The following is a 25,402-nucleotide window of genomic DNA, read 5'->3' on the forward strand; positions in this document are numbered from 1 at the left end:
CATGCTCCAGCCGCCCGACGTTTCCCTCACGCCGCTGCTGCCGGTCCTGATCGTCCTGGCCGGGGCGGTCAGCAGCACCCTGCTGGGCTTCTGGGTCAGCCGCCGCATCCTGACCTTCATCAACCTCGGGGCCGTCACCCTGAGCGCCCTGAGCCTCGGGCTGCTCTGGAACCGCGCGGCCAGCGCCTTCGGCGGCAGCCTCCAGGCCGACAACGCCGCGCTGCTGCTGGCCTTCGTGATCCTGACCGGCACCCTCATGACGCTGCTCGTGACCCTGGACACCGCGTGGCGCGCCCGCGTGTCCTTCCCGGAATTCGACGCGATGCTCATGTACGCCGTCACCGGCTGCCTGCTGATCGCCTTTAGTGGCGACCTGATCGTCATGCTGATCGGCCTGGAGATCATGAGCCTCAGCGGCTACGTCCTGGCGACCCTCCAGGGCTCACGCCGCGCCGAGGAGAGCGGCCTGAAGTACTTCCTGCTCGGCGCGGCCGGCAGCGCCGTCCTGATCTACGGCATCGCCTTCGTGTACGGCGCGACCGGCAGCCTCAACTACGCCGCCATCGCCGAGAAGACCAGCGTCCTGAACCCCGAGAACACCGCCATCCTGGTCGGCGGGGCGCTGCTGATGCTGTGCGGCTTCGCCTTCAAGGTCGCCCTGGCGCCCTTCCACCAGTGGACGCCCGACGTGTACGGCGGCGCGCCCACCAGCGTCAGCCTGTTCCTGAGCACCGTCGTCAAGGTCGCCGCGTTCGCCGGGATGCTGCGCGTGTTCGGGGGCGCGCTGGAAAACGCACCTGGCTGGCACTCCGTCCTGGCGGTCCTGATCGCCGCGACCCTGATCGTCGGGAACCTCGCCGCGCTGCGCCAGACGAACTTCAAACGCATGCTGGCGTACTCGGCCGTCGCGCACACCGGCTTCCTCGCCATGGCGCTGCTCGGCACGCCCCAGGTGGGCGGCGCGGCCCTGACGTACTACCTGCTGGTGTACACCCTGATGACGGCCGCCGCGCTCGCCATCGTCGCCGCCCTGCAACGCAGCGAGGAAGGTTTCAGCCTCCTCGACATGCGCGGCCTGTACTACCGCCACCCCGCCTACGCCGTCGCGCTCGCCGTGTGCCTCGCCTCGCTGGCGGGCCTGCCGCCTTTCGCGGGCTTCTTCGGCAAGTACCTGGTGTTCCAGGCCGCCTACCAGAACGGGTACGCCTGGATCAGCATCCTCGCGGCCCTCACCAGTGTCGCCGCCCTGGTGTACTACCTGCGCCCCGCCATGCTGCTGTTCATGCCCGACCGCACCCCCGCCCGCGAGTACAGCCTCGGCCAGCGCACCCCCACCACCCTCACGGTCGCGCTCGGCGTGGTCGGCGTCACCGCCCTGGGCCTGCTGCCGAACATCTGGTACAGCTGGGTCGCCAACCCCGCCATCTGGACCCTGCTCGTCGGGCGGTGATACGGACTCCGATTGAAAGGGCTGCACAGCCCGTTCAATCCGAGCGGATGCGACTCGTAGAGCTGCTCCGCAGAGTGGGAGCAACACGGGTTCCGGACGTGGAGCCGGCAATCCGGCGAAGTTCCGGGTTGTCGGCGAAACAGACGGAATCCGTATGAGCAGGAGAGTAGGCAGGAGGGAGTGGGTCGGTGGCTGTGCTGCCCCCGCTCCCGTGACCGCCCAGAGATTCACCCCGCATGAACGTGGCCCGCCTCTGCGACGCAGACGGCGGGCCGCTTCCCTGGGCGCTAGCCCCGCTGTTCGCGCTGGTACTTGACGCGGTAGCGGCTGCGGCTGGCCGCCTCGACGAGGTCGATGGGGGTCTGGATGTCGGGGCTGGTGCGGGCGGCGCCGATGCTGGTGCGGACGTGCAGGTCGCGGTAGCTGAGGCGGTCCAGGGAGTCCTGAAGACGCTGGGTGACGAGGGTCATGTCCTGGGTGCTGGCGTTGTCGAGCAGCATGGCGAATTCGTCGGGGCCCCAGCGGAAGATCAGGTCGCCGCGGCGTTTGTGTTTCATGATGCGTCCCGACAGGTCGCGCAGCAGTTCGTCGCCGGCCTGCAGGCCGTACTGTTCGTTGACCTTGCGGAAGCCGCTCAGGTCCACGAGCAGCAGGCCGAGCGGGCGGGCGGCGCGGGTCGCCCAGCGTTGTTCGAGGGCGCGGGTGAAGGCGACGCGGTTGCCGAAGCCGGTCAGGGGGTCGCGGACGCTGAGGTTGCGCAGGTTCCACCAGCGTTCCAGCACGACGAGGGCGGTCCCCAGAATCGCGGCGTACGAGAGGGTCACGCCGGGCAGCAGGATGTTGCCCAGCCACAGGGGAATGGCGGCGGCCAGGGTCAGCATGGCGAGCGCGAAGCCCCACATGCCGCGCGCCAGGACGGCGGTGATGGCGGCGGCGACGGCCAGCAGCGCCGTCAGCCACTGCGGGAGCCGCGTGAAGGGCGGGCTGAGGAGGCTGGAGACGGCGCGGGCCTGCAGGGCGGCGCCGGCGACGGTCTGTCCGGTGACGTCGCGGACGCTGGGGGCGCCGCTGCCCGTGGCGGTCAGGCCGATGATGACGATCTTGCCCTGAATGTCGCCGTAGCGGACGTTGCCGTTCACCACGTCACGGAAGGGAATGACGGGCAGGCGGTCGTGGTCGGGGGAGCTGTAGCGCAGCAGTTGCGGTTCGGTGCTCAGGGGGACGTTGCTGCCGGCGGCGACGGCCAGTTGCCGCGCGAAGCTGGGGCCGGGCGTGCCGTCGCGGGTGGGGTAACTGGTCTGGAAGGTGCGGACCACGCCGTCGGGGCTGACGTTCAGGGCGCTGATGCCGGTCGGGGAGCGCCAGTCGGGGCTGGCGAGCAGGCCGCTCTCGCCGGGAGCGGTGGCCAGGACGACGTTCGGCTGGCTGAACGCGTCGGCGAGGCGGCCGTCGTTCAGGGCGGGGTCGCTGAGCAGCACGTCGATGCCGATGGCGGTCGCGCCGGCCTGATCGAGGGTGCGCAGGGCCTGCCCGTACAGTTCGCGGGGCCAGGTGCCGATGCGTCCGTAGTCGCGCAGCGAGGCGTCGTCGATGCCGACGAGCACGACGCGGCGGTCGGTGGCGCTGGGCAGGGCGCGGTTCAGGGCGTCCCACAGGCGGGTGTTGTTCGGCAGCAGCAGCGTCAGGAGCAGCGCGAGGACGGCCGCCGCCGGGACGGTGTACAGCGCCAGCGAGCGGTCAGGGGATCTCAACATGTCGTTCGTTGCCGGCCGCGTCCCTGGCGTGCAGGGTGGCGGTCGCGCCGGGCGTGGTGAGTGGGAGGGTCCAGCGGAAGTCCGGGGTGCCGGCCGTGACGGTGCGGGTGTACGTCACGCCGGCGAGGGTCGCCCGCAGGGTCACGCGGCCCGCGGGCGTGCCGGTGGGGGTCTGGAGGCTGGCGTCCTGCACGCGGCCGGTCAGGGTCAGGACGCGGCCCTCGCGGCGGGCCTGCACGGTCACGGCCGGTGCGGTCCGGTCGATGAGGAGCGGCAGTTGCCGCGTGAGGCTCTGGCCGTAGCGGGTGGCGGTGACGGTCACGGCGTACGTGCCTTCCGGCAGGCTGTCCTCCAGGCGTTCCAGGCGGAACACGCCGTCCGCGCCGCCCAGCGGGACGGTGCGCCCGGCGACGCTGGCCTGCACGGACGCGTCGGGCAGGCTGCGGGCCAGCAGCGTCAGGTCCTGCACCTGCAGGGCGCGGGCCGGGAGGTCCAGCGTGAGGGGCCGGGCGCGTTCGGTGTCCAGCGACTGGTTGAAGCGGTCCAGGGCGTCCGGGACCAGGGTGCCCACGCCGCCCGTCTCGGCGCGTTGCTGTCCGGCGGCGACCGCCTGGTCGTTCTCGCCGGGCAGCGCGACCTGTCCCTCGAAGACCTTCACGGTGCCGCTGGCGTCCACGCGGAAGACGGTGCCGCGCACGGCGGTACTGACGACCGGGGTGTCCAGGCGGTAGCCGCCCTGGCCCTTCTGCACGACGTTCCAGGCGGTGCCGCGCGACAGTTTCAGCAGGACCTCGCGGCCCCGTTCGGTGCGTTCGACGGCCAGGACGCTCAGTTCGCTCTGTTCGTTCAGGCGCAGGTACCCGCCGCCCGTGAAGCCCACCTCGGCCCAGGCGCCGGCGGCGGTGTTCAGGGTCACGCCGGGGTCCAGGGCGTCCCCGACGACCGCCACGCGGCTCTGCCCGGCGCGGTCCACGCGCACCTGCCCGCGGGTGGCCTCGACGGTGGCGCTGCCCAGCCCCCGGTACTGCGAGGCGTACCAGGGGTCCTGTTCGCGGAAGGCCGTGACCTTCCCGCTGCCCAGGTCGACCTGCTGCGCGGCGCGGACGGTCACGACCCGGCCGTTCAGGCTCAGGCGCGCCTGTCCCTGCAGGACGGCCACCCGGCGGGTCGCCTTGCCGCTCAGGTCCACCCGGATCTGCCCGGCGCCGTCCATGACGACGTGAATGCCCTGCACGTGCACGGCGACCGGGCCGCGAAGGAAGAAGCGGCCGTCGAGCAGGTCCGCCTCGTCCAGGTAGCGGCGCAGACGCGAGGCGCTGCCCATCACGACCTGCCCGCCGCCGCTGGTCAGTTCGGCGCGGCCGGTGCCGGTGCGCAGCGAGGTGGTCACGTCGGTGCCGCTACCCTGCGGCGCCCAGGTGCCCGAGGGGGCCAGCAGTTCCACGCTGCCCTGCGCGCCGCTCAGCAGCAGCGGGCCGGTCGTGGCGCCGGCGGCGAGGCTGGTGGAGGCGCCGCCCAGCAGGAGCAGCGCCGTCAGGGGAACGGCCCCGAGGTTCGAGTGGAGCTTCAGAACTGCTGCGGGGGCCGTCACCTTCATTGGATCCAGTCTACGAGAAAAATCTGACAATTTCGTAACGCGCGTATACTACGGGGCGTGCTTGTTGCCGTCGTGGATGCCAGTAAGGAGTACGGTCCGCTGACCGTGCTCAGCGAAGTGAATTTTGCCGTGCAGCCGGGCGACCGGGTGGGTCTGGTCGGCCGCAACGGGGCCGGGAAAAGCACGCTGCTGAAACTCCTGACCGGGCAGCTCACCCCCGACGGGGGCACCGTGAAACGCGCGCCGGGCGTGCGGGTCCGGTCCCTGCAACAGGACCCGGTGTTCCCGGACGGCGCGACCATCGACAGCGTCCTGAACGCCGCCTTCCAGGACCTTGACGCACTGGAGGCCGAACTGAGCGCCGCCGCCGACGCCATGAGCAGCGGCACGCCCGAGAGCATCCTGCACCACGAGGCGCTGCTGGAGAACTACGCGCGGCGCGGCGGCTTCGAGCGCCGCAGCCGCAGGGACGCCGTGACCCTCGCCTTCGGGTTCCGGGGCCGCGAGGGCGACCTGGCCGCCAGTCTCAGCGGCGGGGAACGCACCCGGCTGGGCCTCGCGGCGCTGCTCGTCGAGAACCCGGACGTGCTGCTGCTCGACGAGCCCACCAACCACCTGGACATCGTGATGGTCGAGTGGCTGGAAGGCTTCCTGGGGCGCTATCCGGGCGCGGTGCTGGTCATCAGCCACGACCGCACCTTCCTGGACACCGTGACCCGCGAGACCGCGTACCTGCGGGGCGGCACCCTGAAGATGTACGCCGGAAACTACACCAAGTTCCGCGAACTGCTGGAAGTCGAGCAGGAACAGCAGGCCGCCCGGCACGCCATCGAGAGCAAGCAGATCGCCAGCCTGCAGGCCAGCGCCGACCGTATGAAGATCTGGGGCCTGGGCATGAGCAAACTCGCCCGGCGCGCCAAGGCCATGCAGGCCCGCGTGGACCGCATGCAGAGCCGCGCGACCGCCGCCCCGGCCGCCGAGCAGCGCACCGCCCGCATCACCTTCCACGCGCCGGAAAGTGGCGACGTGATCCTGGACGCCCGGCACGTCACGCGCGTGCTGCCGGGGGGCCGCACCCTGTTCCGGGACGTGAGCGTGCAGATCCGCCGGGGCGAACGCATCGCCATCATCGGGCGCAACGGAGCGGGGAAGACCACCTTCCTGCGGACCCTGCTGGGCCTGGAGAAGAGCGACGACCCCCGCACGCGCCTGCTGACCGGGGCGCGCGTGACGGTCGGGTACTACGATCAGGCGCTGCGCGGCGTGGACCCCAACGACACGCTGTACGACGTGGCCCGCGCGTACACCCAGAAGGACCCGCAGGCGCACGACCTGCTGGGCACCTTCATGTTCCCCTACGACCAGCACGACAAGCAGGCCCGGATCCTGTCGGGCGGCGAACGCGCCCGGCTGGCGCTGCTGAAACTGGCGCAGGAGGACCACAACCTGCTGGTCATGGACGAGCCCACCAACCACCTGGACATGGAGATGGTCGAGAGCCTGGAAGTGGCGCTGGAGGACTTCGGCGGCACCCTGATGATGGTCAGCCACGACCGCGCGTTCATCGAGGGCCTCGCCGACCGCATCTGGCTGATCGAGGACGGGCAGTTCTTCGAGTACCCCGGCTGGGAGGACTACAAGGCCAAGCACCGCACGGCCGCCGAACTGGAAGCCGAGGCGCTGGCCGCCGCCCCGAAGGCCGCCCCGAAACCCGCCGCGCCCAAGGGCAAGGGCCTGTGGCACCTCAAGCGCGAGGTCGAGGCCATCGAGGCCGACATCGCCCGCCTGGAATCGGCGTTGGAAGAGGCGCAGGCCGCCCTGAACGCCGCCCCTGCTGACGCGGACTTCGTGGCGCTGGGACAGGCCGCGCACGACCTGGAAGTGCAGCTGGAGGCGAAGATGACCGCCTGGGGCGAGCGGCAGGCCGAGGTCGAGGAGAGGGGCGGCTGACAGGCGGACGGGCTCCGGGGTGGGCGCGGGCCGGGTCCGGTTCCCCCGGACGGTGCCCCCGGAACGGTGCTTACGAATCTCACCCCCAGTCCCTTATCCTGAGTCCGGAAGTCAGGATTATGACCAGCCCCCACACCCAGACCACCCCGGCCCCCGCCCCCACCGCCGCGCACGCCCGCTCGCTGCACCGGGCGGCCGAGGCGTTCCTGGCGCACACCCACCCGCGCGCCCCGCTGCGCCTGGACCGCGTGACCCTGCACGGCGTGACGTACGCCACCGCGCCGGACCCGGCCGCGCTGCGCCTGAACCGCGCGCTGGCCGAGGAAGTCGTGATGGTCGCCCTGGCCCCCGCCGAGGCCGCCGCCCTGAGCGGCACCCCCACCCCCGACGGCGGCCGGGACGCCCGCATGCTCCTCGACTGCGCCCTGACCGACCCCGACGAACGCGACACCCTGGACGCCTACCTGAGCGTCCTGCGGGGCCGCACCCGCGCCAAGCTGCGCCGCGCCTGGACCGAGATCGAGGTCCTGGCGGCCGGACTGCGCGAACACGGCGAGCTGGACGCCGCGCAGGTCGCGCACCGCGTCGCCTGCGCCCAGGGCATCCGCGCCAGCCTGCTCAACTGAAGCCGCGCTCCGGCCTGGAGGCTCCATGGCCGGATATGTGAAGCGCATGAGCGGCCCTGTCGGTCCCCCTCCGCCCCGCGTTCCCTGGAGTCGCCTCCAGCAGCTTGAAAAGCGCCTGGAGCGGAGAAAACAGACCCGTTTACTCGGAATCCACGCCTTCCCTTCACCGTGCAGCGCAGCTCACCATCCCCTGCCCACACGGGCCGCACGCTGAAGGCAGGAGGGTCCCATGAACGACGACACCCAGAGCATGGTCAGCCGCTGCGACGCCACCACCTGCCGCTTCAACGAGGACATGAACTGCACCGCCGGCCAGATCGAGGTCAGCATGAGCGGCCAGACCGCCCAGTGCCTCACCTTCGCCCCGGCCGACGCCATGAACGAAAGCCAGAGCCTCAGCGCCGACAACTGAACGCCCACGATCAAAGGCCGCCTGCATGTGAAGGCGGCCCTGACTGTATTTACCGGGGCGTGACGATCCTGGGAGCGTTCAGGTCCGTGTAGTCCACCACCACGCCCGCCTGCGCTTCCGGGTCGGCCTCGCGGAAGTACAGGCGGTGGCCCTCCACGTAGCGGCGGTTGCTGTCGGCCGCCGGATCGGGCGAACCGTACCCCGGCCCACGGGCGGCGCCGCGTGGCACGGACACCTCGAACGGCACGCGCAGGAACACGGAATCGTGCCACCAGCCGCGCAGCTCCGGGCGGTGCAGGAACAGGCCATCCACGATCAGGACGCTGCCCGGCCCGGCCTGCTGTAGCGGGGCGAGGGTAGGTTCGTCGCGTGTCACGTCGAACACCTGCGGGCGATACTGCCCGCTGCCGCCCGGCGACAGGGGAGAGACCACCTCGCGTTCCAGCGCCGCCAGATCATACGAGTCGCGGTAGAAGCCCTCCGGTGACGTGCGCCCCTTCGTGTACCGGGCCACGCGCGGCTGGTGGAAGCCGTCGATACTGACGCGGATCACGGGTCGCCCGAGCGTCCGCAACCGACGGGCCAGCTCGTCGGCCAGGGTCGTCTTGCCCGCCCCGTCCACGCCATCCACGGCCACCCGCGCCACCGGAAGGGCCGGCAGGGCGTCCCAGCGGGCCGTCAGCCACGCCAGCACACCCTCCCGCCTGCCAGGGACGGGACCGCTCAGATTTTCAGCTCGCCCTGCGGCGTGACGTTCAGGTCCTGCGCGAGTTCGCGGGACGCCTGCTGCCGCTCGCGGTCCAGGTACGTCTGCGCCTGCGCGACCTCCTTGTCCAGCACCTGCATGGTGTCCTGGAAGCGTTCCAGCGCCTGCTGCCGGTACGAGCTGATGGCGTCCAGCGCGCCGTACACGTCCCGGAACGCCGCCTGGATGATCTGCGGGTCCACGGTGGCGCTGCCCGCCTGCCGCTGGATCTCGGTGCTCTGCTGGCGCAGCAGGCTGGCAGTCGAGCCGATCATCTTGCCGGTCGTGTCGTTCAGGGCCGTCACCTGCCCCAGCACGGCCTGCTGCGTCCCGAGGGCCTGCGAGACCATCAGCGCGGTCTTCAGGGCGCTGACGGTGGTGGTCGTGGCGCGGTCCACGCCCTTGATCAGCTCCAGGTTGTTGCGCCGCACGAGGTCCAGCGCCAGGTAGCCCTGGATGCTGACGGCCAGCTGGGTCAGCAGGTCCGTCACGCGCTGCCGGACCGCGAACAGCAGTTCCTCGCTGACCATGCGGGCCTTCTCGGGGTCGGTGGCCTGCAACTCCTGGAGGCGCTGCGTGAGGGCCTCGTCCACGGCCTTCCCGACGTGCGCGTACTGCCGGAGCTTCTGCATGGTGTCCCACAGGTGGACCTTCTCGGTCTCGATGGTGGCGTTGTCGCGCCGCAACTCGTCCTGACCCCGGTACAGCGCCTCCAGGATGCCGTTCAGGTGCGACTGCGCACTCTGGTACTTGTCCATGGCGTTCTGCACCTTCTTCCCGCCGGGCAGCAGGCCCAGGAAGCGGCGGGGCGTGGCCGCGCGGCTGGGGTCCAGGTCCTCCACGGTGCGGCGCAGGTCGGTCAGGCCGCGCAGGATGTCGCTGCCCTCGGCGAGTGCGCCGACCTTGGTGGCGCGCAGCGGGCGGTCCAGCATGCGGTTGCTGCTCTGCGCGGCGGCCCGCTGTTCGGGCAGCCCCAGTTCATGCACGGCGTCCAGTTTGCGTTTGAATTCCGGGGTGTGCGCCCCGGCACTCAGGACGTCCTGCGCGAAGGCGCGGGCCATCTGGTCGAGCCGCGTGCGGTCCTCGGCTGACAGCGGCACCATCTCCGGCGCTTCCTGCGCCCGCACGGCCGGGACGGCGTCCGGCGCTTTCAGCAGGGAGTCGGGGGGAGTCAGCGGACCGGAAGTACCATCGCTCATGCCCTCCATTACGCACCCCGGACATGAGGAGTTGCATCCGGCAAAAGGCGCATGTCCCCACAGGTCCGGCCAGGGTACGCTGCGCGCCGATGCCCACACCGCCCAGCGTGACCCTGCCCAGCCTAGTCCTGCGTGACCGCCGCGACGACGACCTGCCCACCCTCTGGCGCTGGCTGCACGCCGAGCCCGACCCGGAATGGAAGCGCTGGGACGCCCCGTACTTCCACGCGGGCAGCGGGCCGTCCACGCTGTCCCTGACGGACTTCACGGCCCGTGAGGGCAGCCGCGCGCCCGACCCGCACGGGCAGATCGTCGCGCTGGACGGCGCGTGTATCGGGCAGGTCACCCGCCACGAGGAAGCCCCGGCGGGAGGCGGCTGGTGGGACCTGGGCGTGCTGATCTTCGACCCCCGGCACTGGGGCGGCGGGCTGGGCACGCAGGCGCTGCGGCTGTGGGCCGACGCCACCTTCGCCCAGACAGAGGCGCATGTGCTGACCCTGACCACCTGGGGCGGGAACGAACGGATGATCCGCGCGGCCGCCCGCGCCGGTTTCCGCGAGTGCGCCCGCATTCCGCAGGCCCGTGCGTGGGCCGGGCAGCGCTGGGATAGCGTGAAACTCGCGCGGCTGCGCGGCGACTGGGCAGGTGGTCAGGCCCCCTGACAGACCTGCATGAAACAGCGGGCCGCCTCCCAAGCGACCCGCTGGCCGGTTGATGGTCAGTTCTCCAGCGTGACCGGGTAGTCCTCGGCGAGAATACTCACGCCCGCCCCGTTGAAGTAGGCGCGGATGGTGTACTCCCCGGCGGGCAGGGCCTTCCCGTCGCTGCCCCGGCCGTTCCAGCGGACGTTCTGCACGTCCATGGTCTCGCCCGGCGCGACGTTCGTGATGACCAGCTGCATGGTGCAGACCGTGTTCGTGGGGTTGGCGCGGACGACCTGACCGGCGGCGTTCAGGACCTCGAAGCGCACGTCGCAGGCCCCGTGCTGCAATTCGATGGGCTCCTCGCCCTCGTTGGTCAGGTTGAAGGTCCAGAGGGTGTCCTGGCCGCCGCGCAGGCTGGCGGGGCCGCTCAGGTTGGCGCTGTGCGGGGTGGTCAGCGCGGGGTTCAGGGCCGGCCGGGCCGGGGTGGTGGGTGCGGGGGTGGTGGGTGCCGGAGTGACGGGTGCTGGGGTGCTGGGCGCGGGCGTGGTGGGGGTCGGCGCGGCGCTGCGGGGCGGCAGGGCCGGAATGGTGAAGATGCTCACCTGGGCCTGGGCGGACAGCGTGCCCAGCAGGCCGGTGGACAGCAGGGCGGTGGACAGCAGGGCCGTGCGGATGCGGGGCGTCATGCCCCTCACTGTGCGCGGCCCTGCCTGACGCTGCGTGAGGAACCCCGAGCGAACCTTCAGGGAAGGCGTGGTGTGGGCGGGGTCAGCGCAGCAGGCGCAGCACGCCGCCGTACAGCGCCAGGAACTGCGGGTCGTTCAGGGCGCGGGCGTCGTTCCAGGTGGCGCTCACGCAGTACGTGCGGCCCGCCGGGGTGGTGACCTGGGTGGTCAGGTTCAGCACGCCGGGTTCACTGCCGCCCTTGAAGCTGACGCTGCGGAAGGCGGCCGGGTCGGCCACGCCGGGGTTCAGCTGCGTCTCCTTGAGGGGGGCCACGTCGTTCATCAGGCGGCACAGGCGTCCCGTGCTGGCGAACCATTCCACGTCCCGCGCCAGGGGACCGCCCGCGAACGCCGAGGCGGCGGGCAGCGGTGCCACGCGAGCACGCTCCAGCACGTCCCGCCGCGCCGGGACGTTCAGGACGGCGGCGCGGTACTCGGCGAGCAGCGCGGCGTTCGCAGGGTTCTTCAGGGCGAAGGCTTCGCGGGTGCCCGGCATGGGCCGCTGACCGAACCGGGCCTCCACGCCCGCGCGGCCCACGGCGTTCAGCAGCAGGTCCGTGGCGGTGTTGTCGCTCTGCGAGATCATGCGCGCCGCGAGGTCCCGCAGCGTGTAGCGGCTGCCGGTCGGCGCGTCCTGCAAGGTGCCGCTGGGGAGGCTGCGGTCGGCGTCCGTCAGGGTCAGTTCGTCGGTCCAGGCGCGCTGCCCGGCACTGACCTGGGCCTGCAACTCGGCCAGGATCGCCAGTTTGAAGGTGGACCCGACCGCCAGCGGGCGCGTGGTGTTCAGGGCGACGAGCGGGGCGGCCCCCTGAACGCCCACCTCCTGCACGAGCAGGCTGACCTGTCCGGGCAGCGCGGCGAACGCGGCGCGCGCCTCGTCGGGCGAGCCGAAGGTCACTTCTGGCGTGACGGGCGCGACGACCAGCCCGGTCACGCGGCCCTGAGCGTCCAGCGTGAACTGCGTGACGTTCAGCGGGCCGTTCTCGAAGATCAGGGTGGCGCCGGTCGCACTGACCTGCACGTCCTGAAGCGGGCCGTACTGGGCGCGCAGGCCCTCCAGGAAGGACCGCAACTGCGCTTCGGGCAGCGCCTCCAGGAACGACGGGGCGAACAGCGCCGGGTCCAGAGGCCCCCCGAAGATGCGCCTGAGCAGCTCACGCGGCGAGCTGGCGCCGGTCGCGTCGGCGCTGGCCACCAGCGGCGTGAAGCGCAGGCCCGTGAAGCGCCCCTGGTCGTCCAGCGCGGCCTGCACGCCCAGTTGCCCCTTCTCGAACACGGCGACCGTCATGCCGCCCTGCGTCCCGGCACTCACGAAGGCTCCCAGCTGCGCGCGCAGGCCGTCCAGCGCCACCTGAAGCTGCTCGGAACTCAGGACCGCCTGGAGGTCCGGGGCCAGCCACTCCGCCTGCACCGGGCCGCTGAACAGCCGCGTCACGGCGGCCGGGATGTCCGGGGTGGTCTGCGCGTGCGCGGACGCCAGCAGAGAGACGCTCAGGAACACCGGGGCACGCCAGGAAGGTCGCATGGCACCCGGTACGCGGCCCGCCGGGTCCGGGTTCCGCACCTCTATACTTCTGGGCATGATCGACGCGGCCCAGATAGACCACCTCGCGCAGCTTGCCCGGCTGCACCTGACCCCGGAGGAACGCACCGCCATGCAGGGCGACCTGACCCGCGTGCTGGGGTACTTCGACCTGCTCGGCGAGGCGGATACCAGTGGCGTGCAGGAAATGCAGCGCCCGGTGGACCTCGTGAACGTCCTGCGCGACGACGTGCCCGGCGCGGTCTTCCCGCAGGCTGCCGTGACCGCCCTGGCCCCCGAGAGCATGCCCGACGGTCACATCCGCGTGCCGCGCACCGTGGAGGCCGACTGATGCTCGACCTCAAATTCATCCGTGAGAACGCCGGGGCCGTCAGGCACGCCGCGCAGGTCAAGGGCGTGAACATCGACATCGACGACCTGCTGCGCGTGGACCGTGAACTGGTGGACCTGAAGCAGCGCGTGGAGGCCATGCAGGCCGAACGCAACGCCAACGCGAAACTCGTGCCGAAAGCCACGCCCGAGGAACGCCCGGCGCTGATCCAGAAGGGCAAGGATCTCGCCGAGGAGATCAAGGCGCTGGAACCCGCCCTGCGCGCCCACGAGGACACCCTGAAGCTCATGCTGCTGCGCGTGCCGAACATCCCGCACGCCTCCGTGCCGGTCGGGAAGGACGACAGCGAGAACGTCGAACTGCGCCGCGAGGGGCAACTGCCCGAGTTCGACTTTACGCCGCTGGACCACGTGGACCTGCTGGAGAAGCAGGGCTGGAGCGACCCGGAGCGCGTGGCCCGCGTGTCCGGCAGCCGCAGCTACCTGCTGAAGGGCGAGGCGGTCATGCTGGAGATGGCGGTCCTGATGTTCGCCATGGACTTCCTGGCCGGGCGGGGCTTCACGCCGCTGTCCACCACCGCCCTGGCCCGCCCCGAGGCGTTCGTGGGCAGCGGGCACTTCCCCGGCGGCGAGGATCAGGTGTACAAGATCGAGGGCGACGAGCTGATGCTGGCCGGGACCGCCGAGGTCCCCGTGAACAGCCTGTACGCCGGAGAGCAGCTCAGCCTGGACCAGCTGCCGGTCACGTTCGCCGCGATCAGCGCCGCGTTCCGCAGCGAGGCCGGATCGGCCGGGCGGGACGTGCGCGGACTGATCCGCGTGCACGAGTTCCGCAAGGTCGAGCAGTACGTGCTGTGCGAGGCCAGCGAGGAAGTCGGCCTGGAGTGGTTCGCGAAGATCCTGGCGAACGCCGAGGCGCTCTTGGCGGCCCTGGAACTCCCGTACCGCGTCGTGCAGAACTGCACCGGCGACATGGGCGCCGGCAAGGTCCTGATGTACGACATCGAGACCTGGGTGCCCAGCGAGCAGGTGTACCGCGAGACGCACTCCTGCTCGTACCTGGGCGACTGGCAGGCCCGCCGCACCGGCCTGCGCTACCGTGACGCGGGCGGCAAACTGGTGTTCGCGCACACCCTGAACAACACGGGCGTCGCCGCGCCGCGCATCCTGGTGCCGCTGCTGGAAAACCACCAGCAGGCCGACGGGACCATCCGTATTCCCGAGGCGCTGCGGCCCTACCTGGGCGGCCGGGCCGTGATCGGCCAGCCCGTCCGCTGACCGACGGGAGACGCGAGGGAGTGGGGTGTGGATCGGTGGCTTGCCTGCCGCCCCGCACCCCACTTCTATTACGCCCTGAGCGTACTGGTATGCTGACCGCATGGACATTCCAGCGGAGTTGGTGCAGGACACCCAGGCGCGCTTTCTGGACCGCCGGACACAGCGGACCGGGCATCTGGAACGCCTGAACGTCCGGGGCCTGATCGAGACCGACTCGGCCGCGCGGGTCGAGGCGCGACTGGCGCGGCTGGGCGTGCCCACGCCGGACGCCCACGCGCTGGTGCAGGGCCAGGAGCCGCTGGCGCAACTCACGGCGCGGCTGCCGCAGGACACCCGGCAGAACGTGGAGCGGCTGCTCGGCGCGAACGACCTGGTGGGTGTGGCGTACCTGGACCTGGCGCGCGCCGCCGCCCGCGCCGTGGCGCGCGTGGTCCTGCGCGACCGGCGGGGACGCCCGGCCGGGTTCGGGACCGGCTGGCTGTGCAGTCCCCGCCTGCTCATCACGAACAACCACGTGCTGGCCACCCCCGACGACGCCCGCACCGCCGCCGCCGAGTTCGACTACGAACTGCTCGCGGACGGCACCCTGCGCGACCGCGTGACCCTGCCGCTGGACCCGGACACGCTGTTCCTGACCAGCGGGCCGCTGGACTACACGATCGTGGCCGTGGGGGGGAATGCAGCGCCGTTCGGGTGGATTCCCTGCTTCGGCGGGGCCGACCGCAACGTGCTGGGCGAGGCCCTGAGCATCATCCAGCACCCCAGCGGCGAACCGAAACAGGTGGCGCTGCGCGAGAACCGCCTCGTGGACCGCCTGCCGGACTTCCTGCACTACGAGACCGACACCGCCCCCGGCAGCAGCGGCAGCCCGGTCTTCAACGACGCCTGGGAGGTCGTGGCGCTGCACCACAGCGGCGTGCCCCGCACCGACGCGCAGGGCCGCGTGCTGCGCCGCGACGGGCGGCCCGCCGCGCCCGGCGACAGCGACACCGACATCGACTGGATCGCCAACGAGGGCGTGCGCATCAGCCGCATCCTGCAGGACCTGCGCGCCGGCCCGGACGCCTCGCACCCGCTGATCGCGGAACTGCTCTCGGCGCCGCGCCCGCCCCGCCCCGCTCCCGAGAGGGCGGTGGCGGCAGACCATGCCGCCCTGGACCGCGCCGCCCTGGACCTGGGCGAACTGGACCTGAGTGCCCTGAACCCCGACCCGGACGGCCGCGTGACCCTGCCCGTCACGCTCACGCTGCGGCTGAAAGCGCCGGAGGGTCCGCCCGCGCCGGTCGGGAATCGCCCATACCTGGACCCGGCCGACGAGGACGCCGCCCGCGCCTACTACGCCGACCTGAACGCCGACGCCACGCCACAGCAGCGGTTCCTGGCGCTGTCGGAACTCGTGACCGGCACGCACACCCGCGTGCTGCCCTACGCGCCCGCCGAGCAGCTGTACCCCTGGGTGGACGTGTGGCCCGACGGGCGGCTGCGCAGCCTGTACTCGGCCCGCGAGCACACGCCCGCCGAACTGATCGAGGCGGACCGCGCCGCCCAGGCCCGCCGCGACCGACTGGCCGCCGCCGAGGGCCTGAACGCCGACGCGCTGGAGGACGCCCTGCCGTACAACTGCGAGCACGTCGTGCCGCAGAGCTGGTTCGCCAAGCGGCAGCCCATGCGCGGCGACCTGCACCACCTGTTCGCCTGCGAACCCGACTGCAACTCCTTCCGGGGCAACACCCCGTACTGCGACTTCCCCGACTACGGCGAGGCGATCCGCAGCGACTGCGGCCGCCGCGAACCCGGCGAGTTCGAACCCGCCCACGGCCAGGGCGCCGCCGCCCGCGCCACGCTGTACTTCCTGCTGCGCTACCCCGGCGTGATCCGCCAGTACGCGCCCCGGCACCTCCAGACGCTGCTGGCGTGGCACGCCGCGCACCCGCCCGGCGACTGGGAACGCCACCGCAACGCCGCCATTCACGCCGCGCAGGGCAACCGCAACCCCCTGATCGACCACCCCGACTGGGCCGCCACGACCGACTTCACGGAGGGCCTGGGCCGCTGAGCAGCCCACGCGGACGGCCGGGGCAACAGGGTGCCCGCGCACACCGGGCGCTACACTGACGGCATGACACAATCCCTGACGGACCCGGCCGTGCTGGCCGTGATGGGCGCCACGGCCGACGACGTGCGCGCCCGCCTGACCAAGGAACTCGACCGCTTCGAGGCCCAGCTGCGCACCCGCCACTCCGACTGGACCCGCGTGCAACCGGGCCGCGAGTGGAGCCCCGCGCAGGACGCCGAGCACGTCATCCTGATCAACGACTCCATCGCGCGCGGCGTGGCGCTGCTGCTGTCGGACCGGGAACTGCGCCCCTCGCCCCGCGCGCCCGGCGAGACCACCCCGGACGGTCGCCGCGTCGCCCCGCCCCACACCCGCCCCAGCGACACCGGGCTCGCCTGGGAGGACCTGGACACCCGCTGGGCGCAGAGCCGCGCCGGACTGGAACGCACCGCCGCCGACCTGCGCGCCACGCCGGGCCGCACGCTGTGGCACCCGTTCTTCGGGGAACTGGACGCCCTGGACTGGATGCGCATGGTCGCCATTCACCTGAACAACCACCGCAAGCAGCTGGAAGCCAGCGCGGCCGCATGACCGACCCCGCCTCCACCCCACCCGCCAGCACCCCGCCCACCAGCACCCGTACCGACAAGGGCGTGCGCGGCTTCGAACTCGACATCCACGTGGCGTTCACGCAGCCGCTCCCGGCCGCCCAGGCCCGCGCGGCCCTGCTGACCCTGGACGGCTTCACCGTGGACCTGTACCGCCCCCACCCGGCCGCGCTGCACGCCGACCAGTCCGGCGGCGACGCGCCCGACGAGGTGCCCTCGGCCCGCCTGACCGGCCCCCTGCGCGACCCGGAAGCCCTGCGCGCCGGCCTGAGCGCCCTGCTGGGCGGCCCGGCCCGCTACGTGGAAGTCGGCGTGCGCGGCTTCCTGCGCAGCGCCGCCGGACAGACCGAATGGATGCCCTGGAAACGCAACGCCGTGCTGCCCCGCGCCGACGTGGCCCGCGTGACCTTCGAGGAAGGCGTGCGCTTCGTTCTGGAGTGAGATGGACTCCGATTGAATGGTTCGCCAGAACCGTTCAATCCGAGCGGATGCGAGTAGGAGTAGAACGGACTCTGGGAGTGGAGTTGGCAACCCGGTGTCCTTCCGGGCTGTCAGCGAAACGGACGGAGTCCGTATGACGTCAGCAGGAATCAAGGGCCGCCCCGCACCTGTTCAATTCAGGTGCGGGGCGGCCCGTCCGTCGTGCGCTCAGGCGCTCTGCGGCAGCACCAGCGCGCGGGCCTTCACGCCGTCCTCGGCCGGACGCAGGGCCAGGACCAGCAGTTTCGTGTCCGGGCGCAGCAGGTACGGCAGCACGCTGTCGTTCAGGGCGTTCAGGGCGCGGCCGGCCTCGCCGACCGGCAGGTCACGCAGGACCAGCACGGCGCGGGCGGCGGCCACGTCCGTCCAGATGTCCACGCGGCCCAGCAGGTCCTCGCCGCTGCGGGCGCGGTACTCGAATTCATGGTGGCGTCTGAGCTGATGCATGAAAGTGGTCTTCTCCTCTGGGTGGATCGTGGGAATGGAACAGGAAGGCAGGCAGAGGCAGGTGAACGCCGGAAACGGAGGCTACGGAAACAGCCGGAAGCAAGCTGAGGGTGTTGTGCCGCACAGCTTAAGCGCTGCGGATGTGTCCTTTGTCCCGCCTGTCTGTGTTTCCTGTGATCCCGCGCGGCCCTGACGGTCGCCCTGGCCGGTCCAGACTGCCGCGCGCCGATCAAACGTGCGTGAAGACGCACGGAGTGCCCGGTCCCCGGCCCCGTACACTGGGGACGTGACCACGCCCGTCAGTGAACTGCTGCGCGAGTACCAGGGCTACGTCCTGGCGTACCGTCTGCGCCGCGCCGTGGGCGGCCGGGTCGCGCCGGCCCGCGAGCAACTGACCCTGGCGCAGTACGCCGCGCGGCGCCTGGAACGCCAGGAACTCGCGCGGTCCCTGATCCGCCGGGGCATGGGCAGCGGCCAGATGCGCCGCCTGGACGACCTGTCGGACGAACTGATGTTCGGCTTCTGGCTGAACCCGGCCGAGGTCGCCGCGTTCCTGCGCGCCGCGATCCGCGAGGGCAGCCACCCGGCGCTGGGCGACCCGGCCGCGTTCGCCGCGCTGCTGACCCCGGCCGAACGCGCCCGTCTGGGCGAGAGCGGCGTGCGGCGCGTCTGCGCCCACCACATCGCCAGTTTCTCGCTGGCGGCGCCGATGCTCGACCCGACCGGCCTGAACGCCGCGTGGCAACGCATCGAGGAGAACCAGCCGCCGCTGTTCATCGACGAGCTGCAGGCGGTGGGTTCCTGAACGCCGCGCAGCTGCTCGGGGACGCCCTGCGCGCCCTGCTGCCACGCGCCTGCCCGGGCTGTGGCGGGCAGCTGGGCCGGGCCGCCGGACTGTGCGCCGACTGCCGCGCCGCGCTGCACGCCCGCGTGGAGGCGCACAGTCCCCTGCGGCCCCAGCCGACCCCGCACCTCGTGACGCTGGGCGCGTACCGGGGCGTGAACCGCCGCGTGGTGCGCACCCTGAAGTTCGGGGAGGCCCGTGACCTCGCCGCCGTGCTGGGCGAGGCCCTCGCGCAGGGCGTGCCCGCCCACTGGGACGTGCGGGCGGTCGTGCCGGTCCCGCTGCACCCGGCCCGGCAGCGGCAACGGGGCTTCAATCAGGCCGAACTGCTGGGCCGCGCCGTGGCCGCGGGGCTGGGCGTGCCGTGCGTGCCGGGCCTGCAACGCACCCGCCACACCGCGCAGCAGGCCCGCCGTCACGCCGCGCAGCGCGAGGACCTGCACGGCGCGTTCCGCGCCCGCCCGGACGCACTGCCGGGCGGCCCGGTCCTGCTGATCGACGACGTGTTCACCACCGGCAACACCCTGCTGGCCTGCCAGGACACCCTGAAGGAGGCGGGCGTGACGGAGCTGTACGCCGCCGTCATCGCCCGCTGAGTGTTCCCCGGTCAGGGCAGCCGCTCACCCGCCGTGACCGCGTCCGGCAGCCAGTTCTCACGCGGGGGCAGCGGGCAGGTCCAGCCGTCCCCGTACGCGCAGTACGGGTGGTACGCGAGATTGAAATCCACCCGCACCAGCGCGCCCTCGCCGCCCAGTTGCCGGTCCAGCGCGGCGTCCAGGTAGCGGCCCGCGCCGTACGTGCCGCCCTCGGCCGCGCCGCTCGTGGCGTCGCGGAACGGAATGAACACGCGGGCCGGTTGCTCGTCGCCCAGCGGCGCGAATACGCTCAGGGTCCGCTCGCCGCCCGGCAGGGGCACCGTCACCTGCCCGTAGCGGGCCATGACGCGCGTCTCGCCGGTGTTCGTCTCCAGCGGGAATTCGGCCCCCTGATCCTGCGGCAGGCGGTCGAGCAACACCGTGAACGCCCACGCCTCGTCCGGCGCGAAGTACCGCAGGCCGTGGAAGGACTTCGGGTCCACCGGTCCCTTCCCGGCCGCGAAGTGCTGGTCCTTGCGGTTGCGGAAGTCCAGCACGGCCTCCTCGTACAGGCCCACGCTTACCAGTCCACCGTGACGCGCTGCCCGGCGTACTCGACGATGTCGCCCCGGCGCAGTTTGCGGCGGCGGCGCGTCTCGATCTGCCCGTTCAGGCGGACCTCGCCGCCCTGCACGCGGAATTTGGCCTCGCCGCCCGTCTCGACCATGCCGCGCAGCTTCAGGAAGTCCTGCAGGTCGATGGTGTCCGGATCGTAGGGAGAGTAGCTGGAATCGGTCATGCCGGGCAGCGTAGCAGGGCGGGCGGCGCGGGGTCTGTACGCCCGTTCCGTCCCGCCCCCGGCGACCGTTCAGCGCTGGCTGTACTGCTGGCTGAACAGGCGCAGGTCCGCGTCGTCCACGCGGCGGTCCTGGTTCAGGTCGCCGGTCGTGGTGCTCTTGCCGTAGTTGTTCATCAGGATCGCCAGGTCCGCCAGGTCGATGCGGCCGTCGCCGTTCAGGTCCGCGCCGCTCAGGGCGGTGCGCGCGGCGGCGGGCGTCCAGGCGTTCAGGCCCAGTTCGCGCGCCAGGGCGTCCTGCACGGCCTCCGCCAGGGGCAGCGGGCCGCGCGGGTTGAACTCGATGCGGCGTTCCGTGCCACTGACGAACAGGCGCGCGGCGACGTCCGGGTTGAACGGCGCGGCGCTGGGACCGGCGCCGCCCAGCGTCAGCAGCGGCCCGCCGCTGGTGTCCAGCGTGACCGGCAGTTCCGGCGTGCTGATCGCCGCGAGGGCCGCCCGCACGGCCTGCGTCAGGGCCTCACCCTGCGGGCGGAGCTTCACGCTGGCCGCCCCCGCAGGACCGCTCAGGGCGGCGGCTCCCAGGGCGGCCAGTAGCGCGGCCAGACGGACGGCCCTCACGGCCGGGCCTCCCGCGCGGCCAGGATTGCGGCGCGCAGCCGCGCCGGGTCCGTGATGACTGTGGCTGGCGGCGGCGTGGTGGCGGCCGGGCTGGTCGCGGCCGTGGGAGTCGCGGCGGGGGTGGCGGGCGTGCCCGGCGCGGATGGAGTGGCCGGTGCGGCGGCCAGCGTCACGCCCGGCACGAGGCTGCCGTTCACGACCGGGTACAGGCCCTGGTTGAAGCCCACCAGCGGACTGTCCAGCCGCGCCGAGTACAGCAGCGCGATCACGTCCTGACCGGCCCGCAGGTCCGGCAGGTCCGCCAGTCCCTTCAGGAACAGCAGCGCCGGGGCGCCGCCCTGACGCGGCAGGCTGGCCGGGTCGCCCGCGATGGTCTCGGTGACGGTCAGCGGGTACGCGACGTAGGTCACGTCGCCGTCCCGGACCTCGGCGGGCGGGCCGAGGGTCGCGCGGACGATCACCTCGGCCTTCCTGGCCTGCTGTTCCAGACTCAGGGTCGGGGCGGCCGTGGCCTGCGCCGCGCCCAGCCCCAGCAGCCCGGCCAGCAGCGCTCCGCGCAGCGCCCCTGCCAGCGCGGCGGCCCTCACGGGGTGCCTCCGGGCGGCGTACCTTCGCGTGGGGTGCTGCTGGGCGGAGTGGGCGCCGCCGGGTCCGGGGGACCGGCCGGGGCGGGGGAGACCGGAGCGGTCGCCGGCGTGGTGGGCGTGACTGGCGTGGTGGGTGCCGGCGTGCCGGGTGCGGCCTTTTCGGCGGCGGCCTTCTCGGCGGCGGCTTTCGCGGCCGCCTCGTCGCGTTTCTTCTGCTCGTCGGGCATCAGTTTCTCGCTCAGCAGCTTGCCCTGACCGTCGCGCGCCTCGAAGCCCAGCGGCGACCCGGTCAGCGTGACGGGTTTCGTGACCTTCAGGTTCAGCAGCGCCACGCGCGCCCCGCTGCGCGGCACGGACTTGAAGCCCACGTCCACGGTCAGGCGCTGGCCGTCCTGCCGCCAGAACAGCACGCCGCCCGTCTGGCCCGGCTGCGCGCCGCTGACGCTCACGCCGGCCGGCAGGTCCCACACCAGCCGCGCGGCCCGCACCGTCCGGGGCGCGCTGATCGTCACGGGAATGCGCGTGTCGCCCCGGATCTCCCCGGCGGGCAGCGTGGGGGCCAGCGACAGCGCCGGCAGGTCCTGCACGGTCAGGCGGTACTCCTTGCTGCGGGTCGAGAGCGTGGAATCCGTGATCTCGACCGTGAAGGTGTACGTGCCGGTCTTGCTCGGCGTGCCGCTCAGGTTCAGGCCGCTGAGGGTCAGGCCCGGCGGGAGGGTGCCGCCCGCCAGCCGCGCCGTGTACGGTCCGGCGCCGCCCGCCGGGGTCAGGGTGGCGGCGTAGACTTCGCCGGTGTACAGCGGCGGCAGCCCGGACGGGCTGTCCGCGAAGTACAGCGCGTCCCGCGTGCTGCTGGTCGTTCCGGTGATCTCCTGACCGCAGGCCGCCAGCAGGGCCGCGAGCAGACCGGCCAGCGCGAGCCGGGCGGCGGGTGCGTGAGGTGCCATATGCCCCGCAGTGTACCCGCCGCCACCGGCCGGGGCGGTGAGATTCCCATGACGTCCGGCGTGGCGTGCGGGAATCGTCGCGCATCCCAGCGTTCCGGGCGCGGGCGCGGGATTAGACTCGGGGGCATGACCTCACTGTCACCTTCCGCGCTGCCCGCCGCTCCCCGCGTGGGCGAGCGCCTGGGCCGTTACACCGTCGAGCGGGTCGAGACCCTGCCGGAAATGCAGGGCACGCTGGTGCTGCTGTCGCACGAACTGGGCGCCCGGCACGCGCACGTGATCCGCGAGGACGACAACGCCGCGTTCTCCGTGACCTTCCCGACCGTCCCGAAGGACAGCACGGGCGTGGCGCACATCCTGGAGCACATCGTGCTGATGGGCAGCCGGCGTTACCCGGTGCCGGACCCGTTCTTCGCGATGCTGCCGCGCAGCCTGAACACCTTCATGAACGCCATGACCAGCAACGACTGGACCACGTACCCGTTCAGCACCCGCAACGAGCAGGACTTCTTCAACCTGCTGTCGGTGTATCTGGACGCCACGTTCCTCCCGCTGATGCGCTACGAGTCCTTCCGGCAGGACGGGCACCGCTTCGAGTTCGAGACGCCCGACGACCCCACGACCCCACTGAAGTTGCAGGGCGTCGTGTACAACGAGATGAAGGGCGGCATGGCGAACCCCGGTTCGGTCATGTGGCGGGCGTTCGGGAAGGCGCTGTACCCGGACCTGACGTACGCGAACAACTCCGGCGGCGCGCCCGAGAACATCCCGGAACTGACCTACGACAACCTGCGGGCCTTCCACGCGGCGCACTACCACCCCAGCAACGCCTTCTTCTACACCTACGGGAAACTCCCGCTGGAGCGCATTCTGGACGCCATCGAGGCGCACGTCATGGCGCAGTTCACGGCGCAGGTGCTGGACGTCAGCATTCCCGACCAGACGCCGTTCACCGCGCCGCGCAGCGAGCGGGCCGCGTACCCCGGCACCGACACGGAACGCGGCGCGCAGGTCAGCGTGCTGTGGAAACTGGGCCTGAGCAGCGACGCCGACGCCAACCTGCGCTGGAGTGTCCTGAGCGACGTGCTGCTGGGCAACCCGGCCGCGCCCCTGACCCGCCCGCTGATCGAGTCCGGGCTGGGCGCGGGCCTCGCGGACCTCAGCGGCTACCGCGACTCGTTCCGCGAGGGCGCGTTCGCCGTGGGCCTCAAAGGCCTGGGCGCCGGGCAGGTGCAGGCCGTCGAGACGCTGGTGCTGGACACCCTGCGCGCTGTCGCGGAGGGCGGCATCGACCCGGAACTGATCGAGAGCAGCCTGCACCAGTTCGAGATCGGCCAGAAGGAAGTCAGCAACGCCGGGTACCCCTTCGCCCTGCAGGTAATGTTCCGGATGCTGGGGCCGTGGCTGTACGGCGGCGACCCGCTGACCGGCCTGCGCCTGGACGCCGAACTGGACCGCCTGCGCGCCGACCTGAACGCCGGGCGCGTCTTCGAGTCCATGATCGAGGAGGGGCTGCTGAACAACCCGCACCGCGTGACGCTGGAACTCGCGCCGGACCCGGAACTCGCCGCGCGCACCGAGGCCGACGAGCAGGCCCTGATCGACCGCCTGAGCGCCGGCTTCACCGACGAGGACCGCGCCCGCATCGTGGCCGAGAGCCTGCGCCTCAAGGAGCTTCAGGCGCAGGAGCATCCGCTGGACACCCTGCCCACCCTGAGCCTGTCGGACGTGCCGCCCAGCGTGCCGCGCGTGCCGTACCGCACCGAGGACGCGGGCCGCGCCCTGATCGCCCGCATCGCCCAGCCGACCGGCGGCCTGAGCTACCTGGACGTGCAGGTGCGCCTGCCCGACGTGCCGGACGACCTGCTGGACGCCCTGCCGCTGTACGCCTTCGCCGTCACGCGCGGCGGCGCGGCCGGGCAGGACTACGTGGCCCTGGCGCGCCGCATGGAGGCCGTCACGGGCGGCGTGAGCGCCAGCGTCAGCAGCGGCGTGCACCCCGACGATCTGAACGCCCTGCGCCTGAGCCTCAGCTTCAGCGGTAAGGCCCTGGCCCGCAACGCCCCCGCCCTGACCGACGTGATCCGCGACCTGCTGGCCGCGCCGGAATTCACCCGCGACCGCCTGGAACAACTGCTGCGCCAGCGACTCGCGGGCCTGAAGGCCAGCGTCGTGCAGAGCGGCAACGCCTACGCCGAGCGGCTGGCCGGGGCGCAGGTCAGTCCCGCCGGGGCACTCGGCGAACGCTTCGGCGGCCTGAGCGCCCTGAACACCCTCAAAGGCATCGTGGAAGGCCGGGCCGTGGAGGGCCAGAGCGGCGGCATCAGTGGCCTCGACGACCTGATCGCCCGCTTCGGGCGCATCCGCGACCTGATCCTGACCGGCACGCCCGTCCTGGCCCTGACCGCCACCGAACCGGACCTGACCCTGGACCTGAGCGGTGTGACTAGCCTGTTCACGGGCAGCGCCCCCGTCGGCCGCCCGGCCCCCGCCACCGCCCCCCGCACGCCGCAGGCCCGCACGACCGACTCTCCGGTCGCGTTCAACGCCGTGGCGTTCCAGACCGTGCCGTACACCCACCCGGACAGCCCGGCCCTTCTGGTCCTGTCGCGCCTGCTGCGCAGCAACTACCTGCTCAAGGAAATCCGCGAGAAGGGCGGCGCGTACGGCGGCGCCGCCAGCTTCGACAACCGCGAGGGCGTGTTCGCCATGAGCAGCTACCGCGACCCGAACGTCGCCCGCACCTACCGCGTGTTCCGCGACGCCCGCGCCTTCCTCGACACGCCCCTCGGACAGCGCGAACTGACCGAGGCGATCCTGGGCGCCAGCAAGGTCCTCGACCCCCTCACCAGCCCCGACACCGCCGGACGCATGCGCTTCTACAGCGACCAGGCCGGCTACACGCCCGACGTGCAGGAGGCGTACAAGACCCGCCTGCTGGCCGTCACCCTGGACGACCTGCGCCGCGTCATGGACACCTGGCTGACCCCCGACCGCGCCGCGTATGCCGTCGTCACCGGCCGCGACCCCAACGACGACAGCCTGAAAGAACTCGGCCTGACGTTCGACGTTCAGGGGGTGTAAAGGAGGCACGAGGGAGTGGGAGGGGCTGGAGGTGGCCCCCCAACCCTGGAAGCCGCACGACAGAAGAGGCCCGCACGGTTGCGTTCCGTGCGGGCCTCTCTGCT

At 72.1% G+C, this 25,402-nt stretch carries 25 protein-coding genes; 13 read left to right on the forward strand and 12 right to left on the reverse strand.

Annotation, left to right across the window (positions count from 1 at the left end; translation table 11 throughout):
* Nucleotide 1: 1 nt before the first annotated feature.
* Entirely contained in the window at nt 2-1,450 is a 1,449-nt protein-coding gene (locus tag CBQ26_RS08730) for an NADH-quinone oxidoreductase subunit N (RefSeq protein ID WP_088248251.1), read from the forward strand.
* A 287-nt stretch (nt 1,451-1,737) separates the two neighbouring features.
* On the opposite strand, the gene CBQ26_RS08735 is transcribed toward CBQ26_RS08730, so the two are convergent.
* Both CBQ26_RS08735 and CBQ26_RS08740 read right to left on the reverse strand, forming a co-directional pair.
* Nucleotides 1,738-3,204 carry a CHASE2 domain-containing protein gene (locus tag CBQ26_RS08735; RefSeq protein WP_088248252.1) on the reverse strand — a complete coding sequence of 489 codons (1,467 nt, stop codon included), beginning with the start codon at nt 3,202-3,204 and terminating at the stop codon, nt 1,738-1,740.
* Complete coding sequence (locus tag CBQ26_RS08740; RefSeq protein WP_088248253.1) at nt 3,188-4,801, reverse strand: FecR family protein; 1,614 nt, start codon at nt 4,799-4,801, stop codon at nt 3,188-3,190. The genes CBQ26_RS08735 and CBQ26_RS08740 overlap by 17 nt, the downstream gene beginning before the upstream one ends.
* Nucleotides 4,802-4,858: 57 nt before the next feature.
* Between CBQ26_RS08740 and abc-f the strand changes: the two genes are divergently transcribed.
* The 3 genes from abc-f to CBQ26_RS08755 all read left to right on the forward strand — a co-directional run bounded on the left by abc-f (nt 4,859) and on the right by CBQ26_RS08755 (nt 7,789).
* Complete coding sequence (gene abc-f, locus CBQ26_RS08745; protein ID WP_088248254.1) at nt 4,859-6,751, forward strand: ribosomal protection-like ABC-F family protein; 1,893 nt, start codon at nt 4,859-4,861, stop codon at nt 6,749-6,751.
* 119 nt (nt 6,752-6,870) lie between these two features.
* Complete coding sequence (locus tag CBQ26_RS08750) at nt 6,871-7,377, forward strand: hypothetical protein (RefSeq protein WP_088248255.1); 507 nt, start codon at nt 6,871-6,873, stop codon at nt 7,375-7,377.
* A gap of 229 nt (nt 7,378-7,606) precedes the next feature.
* Nucleotides 7,607-7,789: a DUF1540 domain-containing protein gene (locus CBQ26_RS08755; protein WP_088248256.1), complete on the forward strand. Its 183-nt coding sequence runs from the start codon at nt 7,607-7,609 to the stop codon at nt 7,787-7,789.
* Nucleotides 7,790-7,838: 49 nt separating this feature from the next.
* On the opposite strand, the gene CBQ26_RS08760 is transcribed toward CBQ26_RS08755, so the two are convergent.
* Both CBQ26_RS08760 and CBQ26_RS08765 read right to left on the reverse strand, forming a co-directional pair.
* Nucleotides 7,839-8,483, reverse strand: coding sequence for a nucleoside/nucleotide kinase family protein (locus tag CBQ26_RS08760; protein ID WP_229844069.1), 645 nt, complete (start codon nt 8,481-8,483; stop codon nt 7,839-7,841).
* Between the two features lie 29 nt (nt 8,484-8,512).
* Complete coding sequence (locus CBQ26_RS08765) at nt 8,513-9,733, reverse strand: toxic anion resistance protein (RefSeq protein WP_088248433.1); 1,221 nt, start codon at nt 9,731-9,733, stop codon at nt 8,513-8,515.
* 89 nt (nt 9,734-9,822) lie between these two features.
* On the opposite strand from CBQ26_RS08765, the gene CBQ26_RS08770 reads away from it, so the two are divergent.
* Entirely contained in the window at nt 9,823-10,395 is a 573-nt protein-coding gene (locus CBQ26_RS08770; protein ID WP_088248257.1) for a GNAT family N-acetyltransferase, read from the forward strand.
* A 56-nt stretch (nt 10,396-10,451) separates the two neighbouring features.
* On the opposite strand, the gene CBQ26_RS21285 is transcribed toward CBQ26_RS08770, so the two are convergent.
* Nucleotides 10,452-11,063, reverse strand: coding sequence for a BsuPI-related putative proteinase inhibitor (locus CBQ26_RS21285; protein WP_143342033.1), 612 nt, complete (start codon nt 11,061-11,063; stop codon nt 10,452-10,454).
* 82 nt (nt 11,064-11,145) lie between these two features.
* Nucleotides 11,146-12,627 carry a serine hydrolase gene (locus CBQ26_RS08780; RefSeq protein WP_088248258.1) on the reverse strand — a complete coding sequence of 494 codons (1,482 nt, stop codon included), beginning with the start codon at nt 12,625-12,627 and terminating at the stop codon, nt 11,146-11,148.
* A gap of 55 nt (nt 12,628-12,682) precedes the next feature.
* On the opposite strand from CBQ26_RS08780, the gene gatC reads away from it, so the two are divergent.
* The 5 genes from gatC to CBQ26_RS08805 all read left to right on the forward strand — a co-directional run bounded on the left by gatC (nt 12,683) and on the right by CBQ26_RS08805 (nt 17,358).
* Entirely contained in the window at nt 12,683-12,976 is a 294-nt protein-coding gene (gatC, locus tag CBQ26_RS08785) for an Asp-tRNA(Asn)/Glu-tRNA(Gln) amidotransferase subunit GatC (RefSeq protein ID WP_078300654.1), read from the forward strand.
* Nucleotides 12,976-14,253 (forward strand): serine--tRNA ligase, encoded by a 1,278-nt coding sequence (gene serS / locus CBQ26_RS08790; RefSeq protein WP_088248259.1) that lies wholly within the window; start codon nt 12,976-12,978, stop codon nt 14,251-14,253. Before gatC ends, serS begins: the two co-directional genes overlap by 1 nt.
* Before the next feature lie 100 nt (nt 14,254-14,353).
* A complete protein-coding gene (locus CBQ26_RS08795) occupies nt 14,354-16,309 on the forward strand; it encodes an endonuclease (RefSeq protein WP_088248260.1) in 1,956 nt (651 codons plus the stop codon).
* 63 nt (nt 16,310-16,372) lie between these two features.
* Entirely contained in the window at nt 16,373-16,900 is a 528-nt protein-coding gene (locus CBQ26_RS08800; RefSeq protein ID WP_088248261.1) for a DinB family protein, read from the forward strand.
* Nucleotides 16,897-17,358 (forward strand): hypothetical protein, encoded by a 462-nt coding sequence (locus CBQ26_RS08805; protein WP_088248262.1) that lies wholly within the window; start codon nt 16,897-16,899, stop codon nt 17,356-17,358. The genes CBQ26_RS08800 and CBQ26_RS08805 overlap by 4 nt, the downstream gene beginning before the upstream one ends.
* Nucleotides 17,359-17,565: 207 nt before the next feature.
* Here the strand turns inward: CBQ26_RS08805 and CBQ26_RS08810 are convergent, their stop codons facing one another.
* On the reverse strand, nt 17,566-17,844 hold the full coding sequence (locus CBQ26_RS08810; RefSeq protein ID WP_088248263.1) for a hypothetical protein: 279 nt from the start codon (nt 17,842-17,844) through the stop codon (nt 17,566-17,568).
* Nucleotides 17,845-18,130: 286 nt separating this feature from the next.
* Between CBQ26_RS08810 and CBQ26_RS08815 the strand changes: the two genes are divergently transcribed.
* Both CBQ26_RS08815 and CBQ26_RS08820 read left to right on the forward strand, forming a co-directional pair.
* On the forward strand, nt 18,131-18,649 hold the full coding sequence (locus CBQ26_RS08815) for a hypothetical protein (RefSeq protein ID WP_229844068.1): 519 nt from the start codon (nt 18,131-18,133) through the stop codon (nt 18,647-18,649).
* Entirely contained in the window at nt 18,583-19,284 is a 702-nt protein-coding gene (locus CBQ26_RS08820) for a ComF family protein (RefSeq protein ID WP_308430598.1), read from the forward strand. Before CBQ26_RS08815 ends, CBQ26_RS08820 begins: the two co-directional genes overlap by 67 nt.
* Nucleotides 19,285-19,295: 11 nt before the next feature.
* Here the strand turns inward: CBQ26_RS08820 and CBQ26_RS08825 are convergent, their stop codons facing one another.
* From CBQ26_RS08825 to CBQ26_RS08845, 5 genes are all read right to left on the reverse strand, one after another.
* Nucleotides 19,296-19,841, reverse strand: a complete 546-nt coding sequence (locus CBQ26_RS08825) for a DUF1684 domain-containing protein (RefSeq protein WP_373297126.1) — start codon at nt 19,839-19,841, stop codon at nt 19,296-19,298.
* 2 nt (nt 19,842-19,843) lie between these two features.
* Nucleotides 19,844-20,062: an RNA-binding S4 domain-containing protein gene (locus CBQ26_RS08830; protein ID WP_088248265.1), complete on the reverse strand. Its 219-nt coding sequence runs from the start codon at nt 20,060-20,062 to the stop codon at nt 19,844-19,846.
* A 69-nt stretch (nt 20,063-20,131) separates the two neighbouring features.
* Nucleotides 20,132-20,680, reverse strand: coding sequence for a hypothetical protein (locus CBQ26_RS08835; protein ID WP_088248266.1), 549 nt, complete (start codon nt 20,678-20,680; stop codon nt 20,132-20,134).
* On the reverse strand, nt 20,677-21,267 hold the full coding sequence (locus tag CBQ26_RS08840) for a hypothetical protein (RefSeq protein ID WP_229844067.1): 591 nt from the start codon (nt 21,265-21,267) through the stop codon (nt 20,677-20,679). Before CBQ26_RS08840 ends, CBQ26_RS08835 begins: the two co-directional genes overlap by 4 nt.
* Nucleotides 21,264-22,214, reverse strand: a complete 951-nt coding sequence (locus CBQ26_RS08845) for an Ig domain-containing protein (protein ID WP_088248267.1) — start codon at nt 22,212-22,214, stop codon at nt 21,264-21,266. Before CBQ26_RS08845 ends, CBQ26_RS08840 begins: the two co-directional genes overlap by 4 nt.
* A gap of 126 nt (nt 22,215-22,340) precedes the next feature.
* Here CBQ26_RS08845 and CBQ26_RS08850 point away from each other — a divergent pair, with 126 nt between their 5' ends.
* Nucleotides 22,341-25,298, forward strand: a complete 2,958-nt coding sequence (locus CBQ26_RS08850) for an insulinase family protein (protein WP_088248268.1) — start codon at nt 22,341-22,343, stop codon at nt 25,296-25,298.
* The last annotated feature ends 104 nt before the right edge of the window (nt 25,299-25,402 follow it).

Source organism: Deinococcus indicus, from assembly GCF_002198095.1.
Taxonomy (GTDB): domain Bacteria; phylum Deinococcota; class Deinococci; order Deinococcales; family Deinococcaceae; genus Deinococcus; species Deinococcus caeni.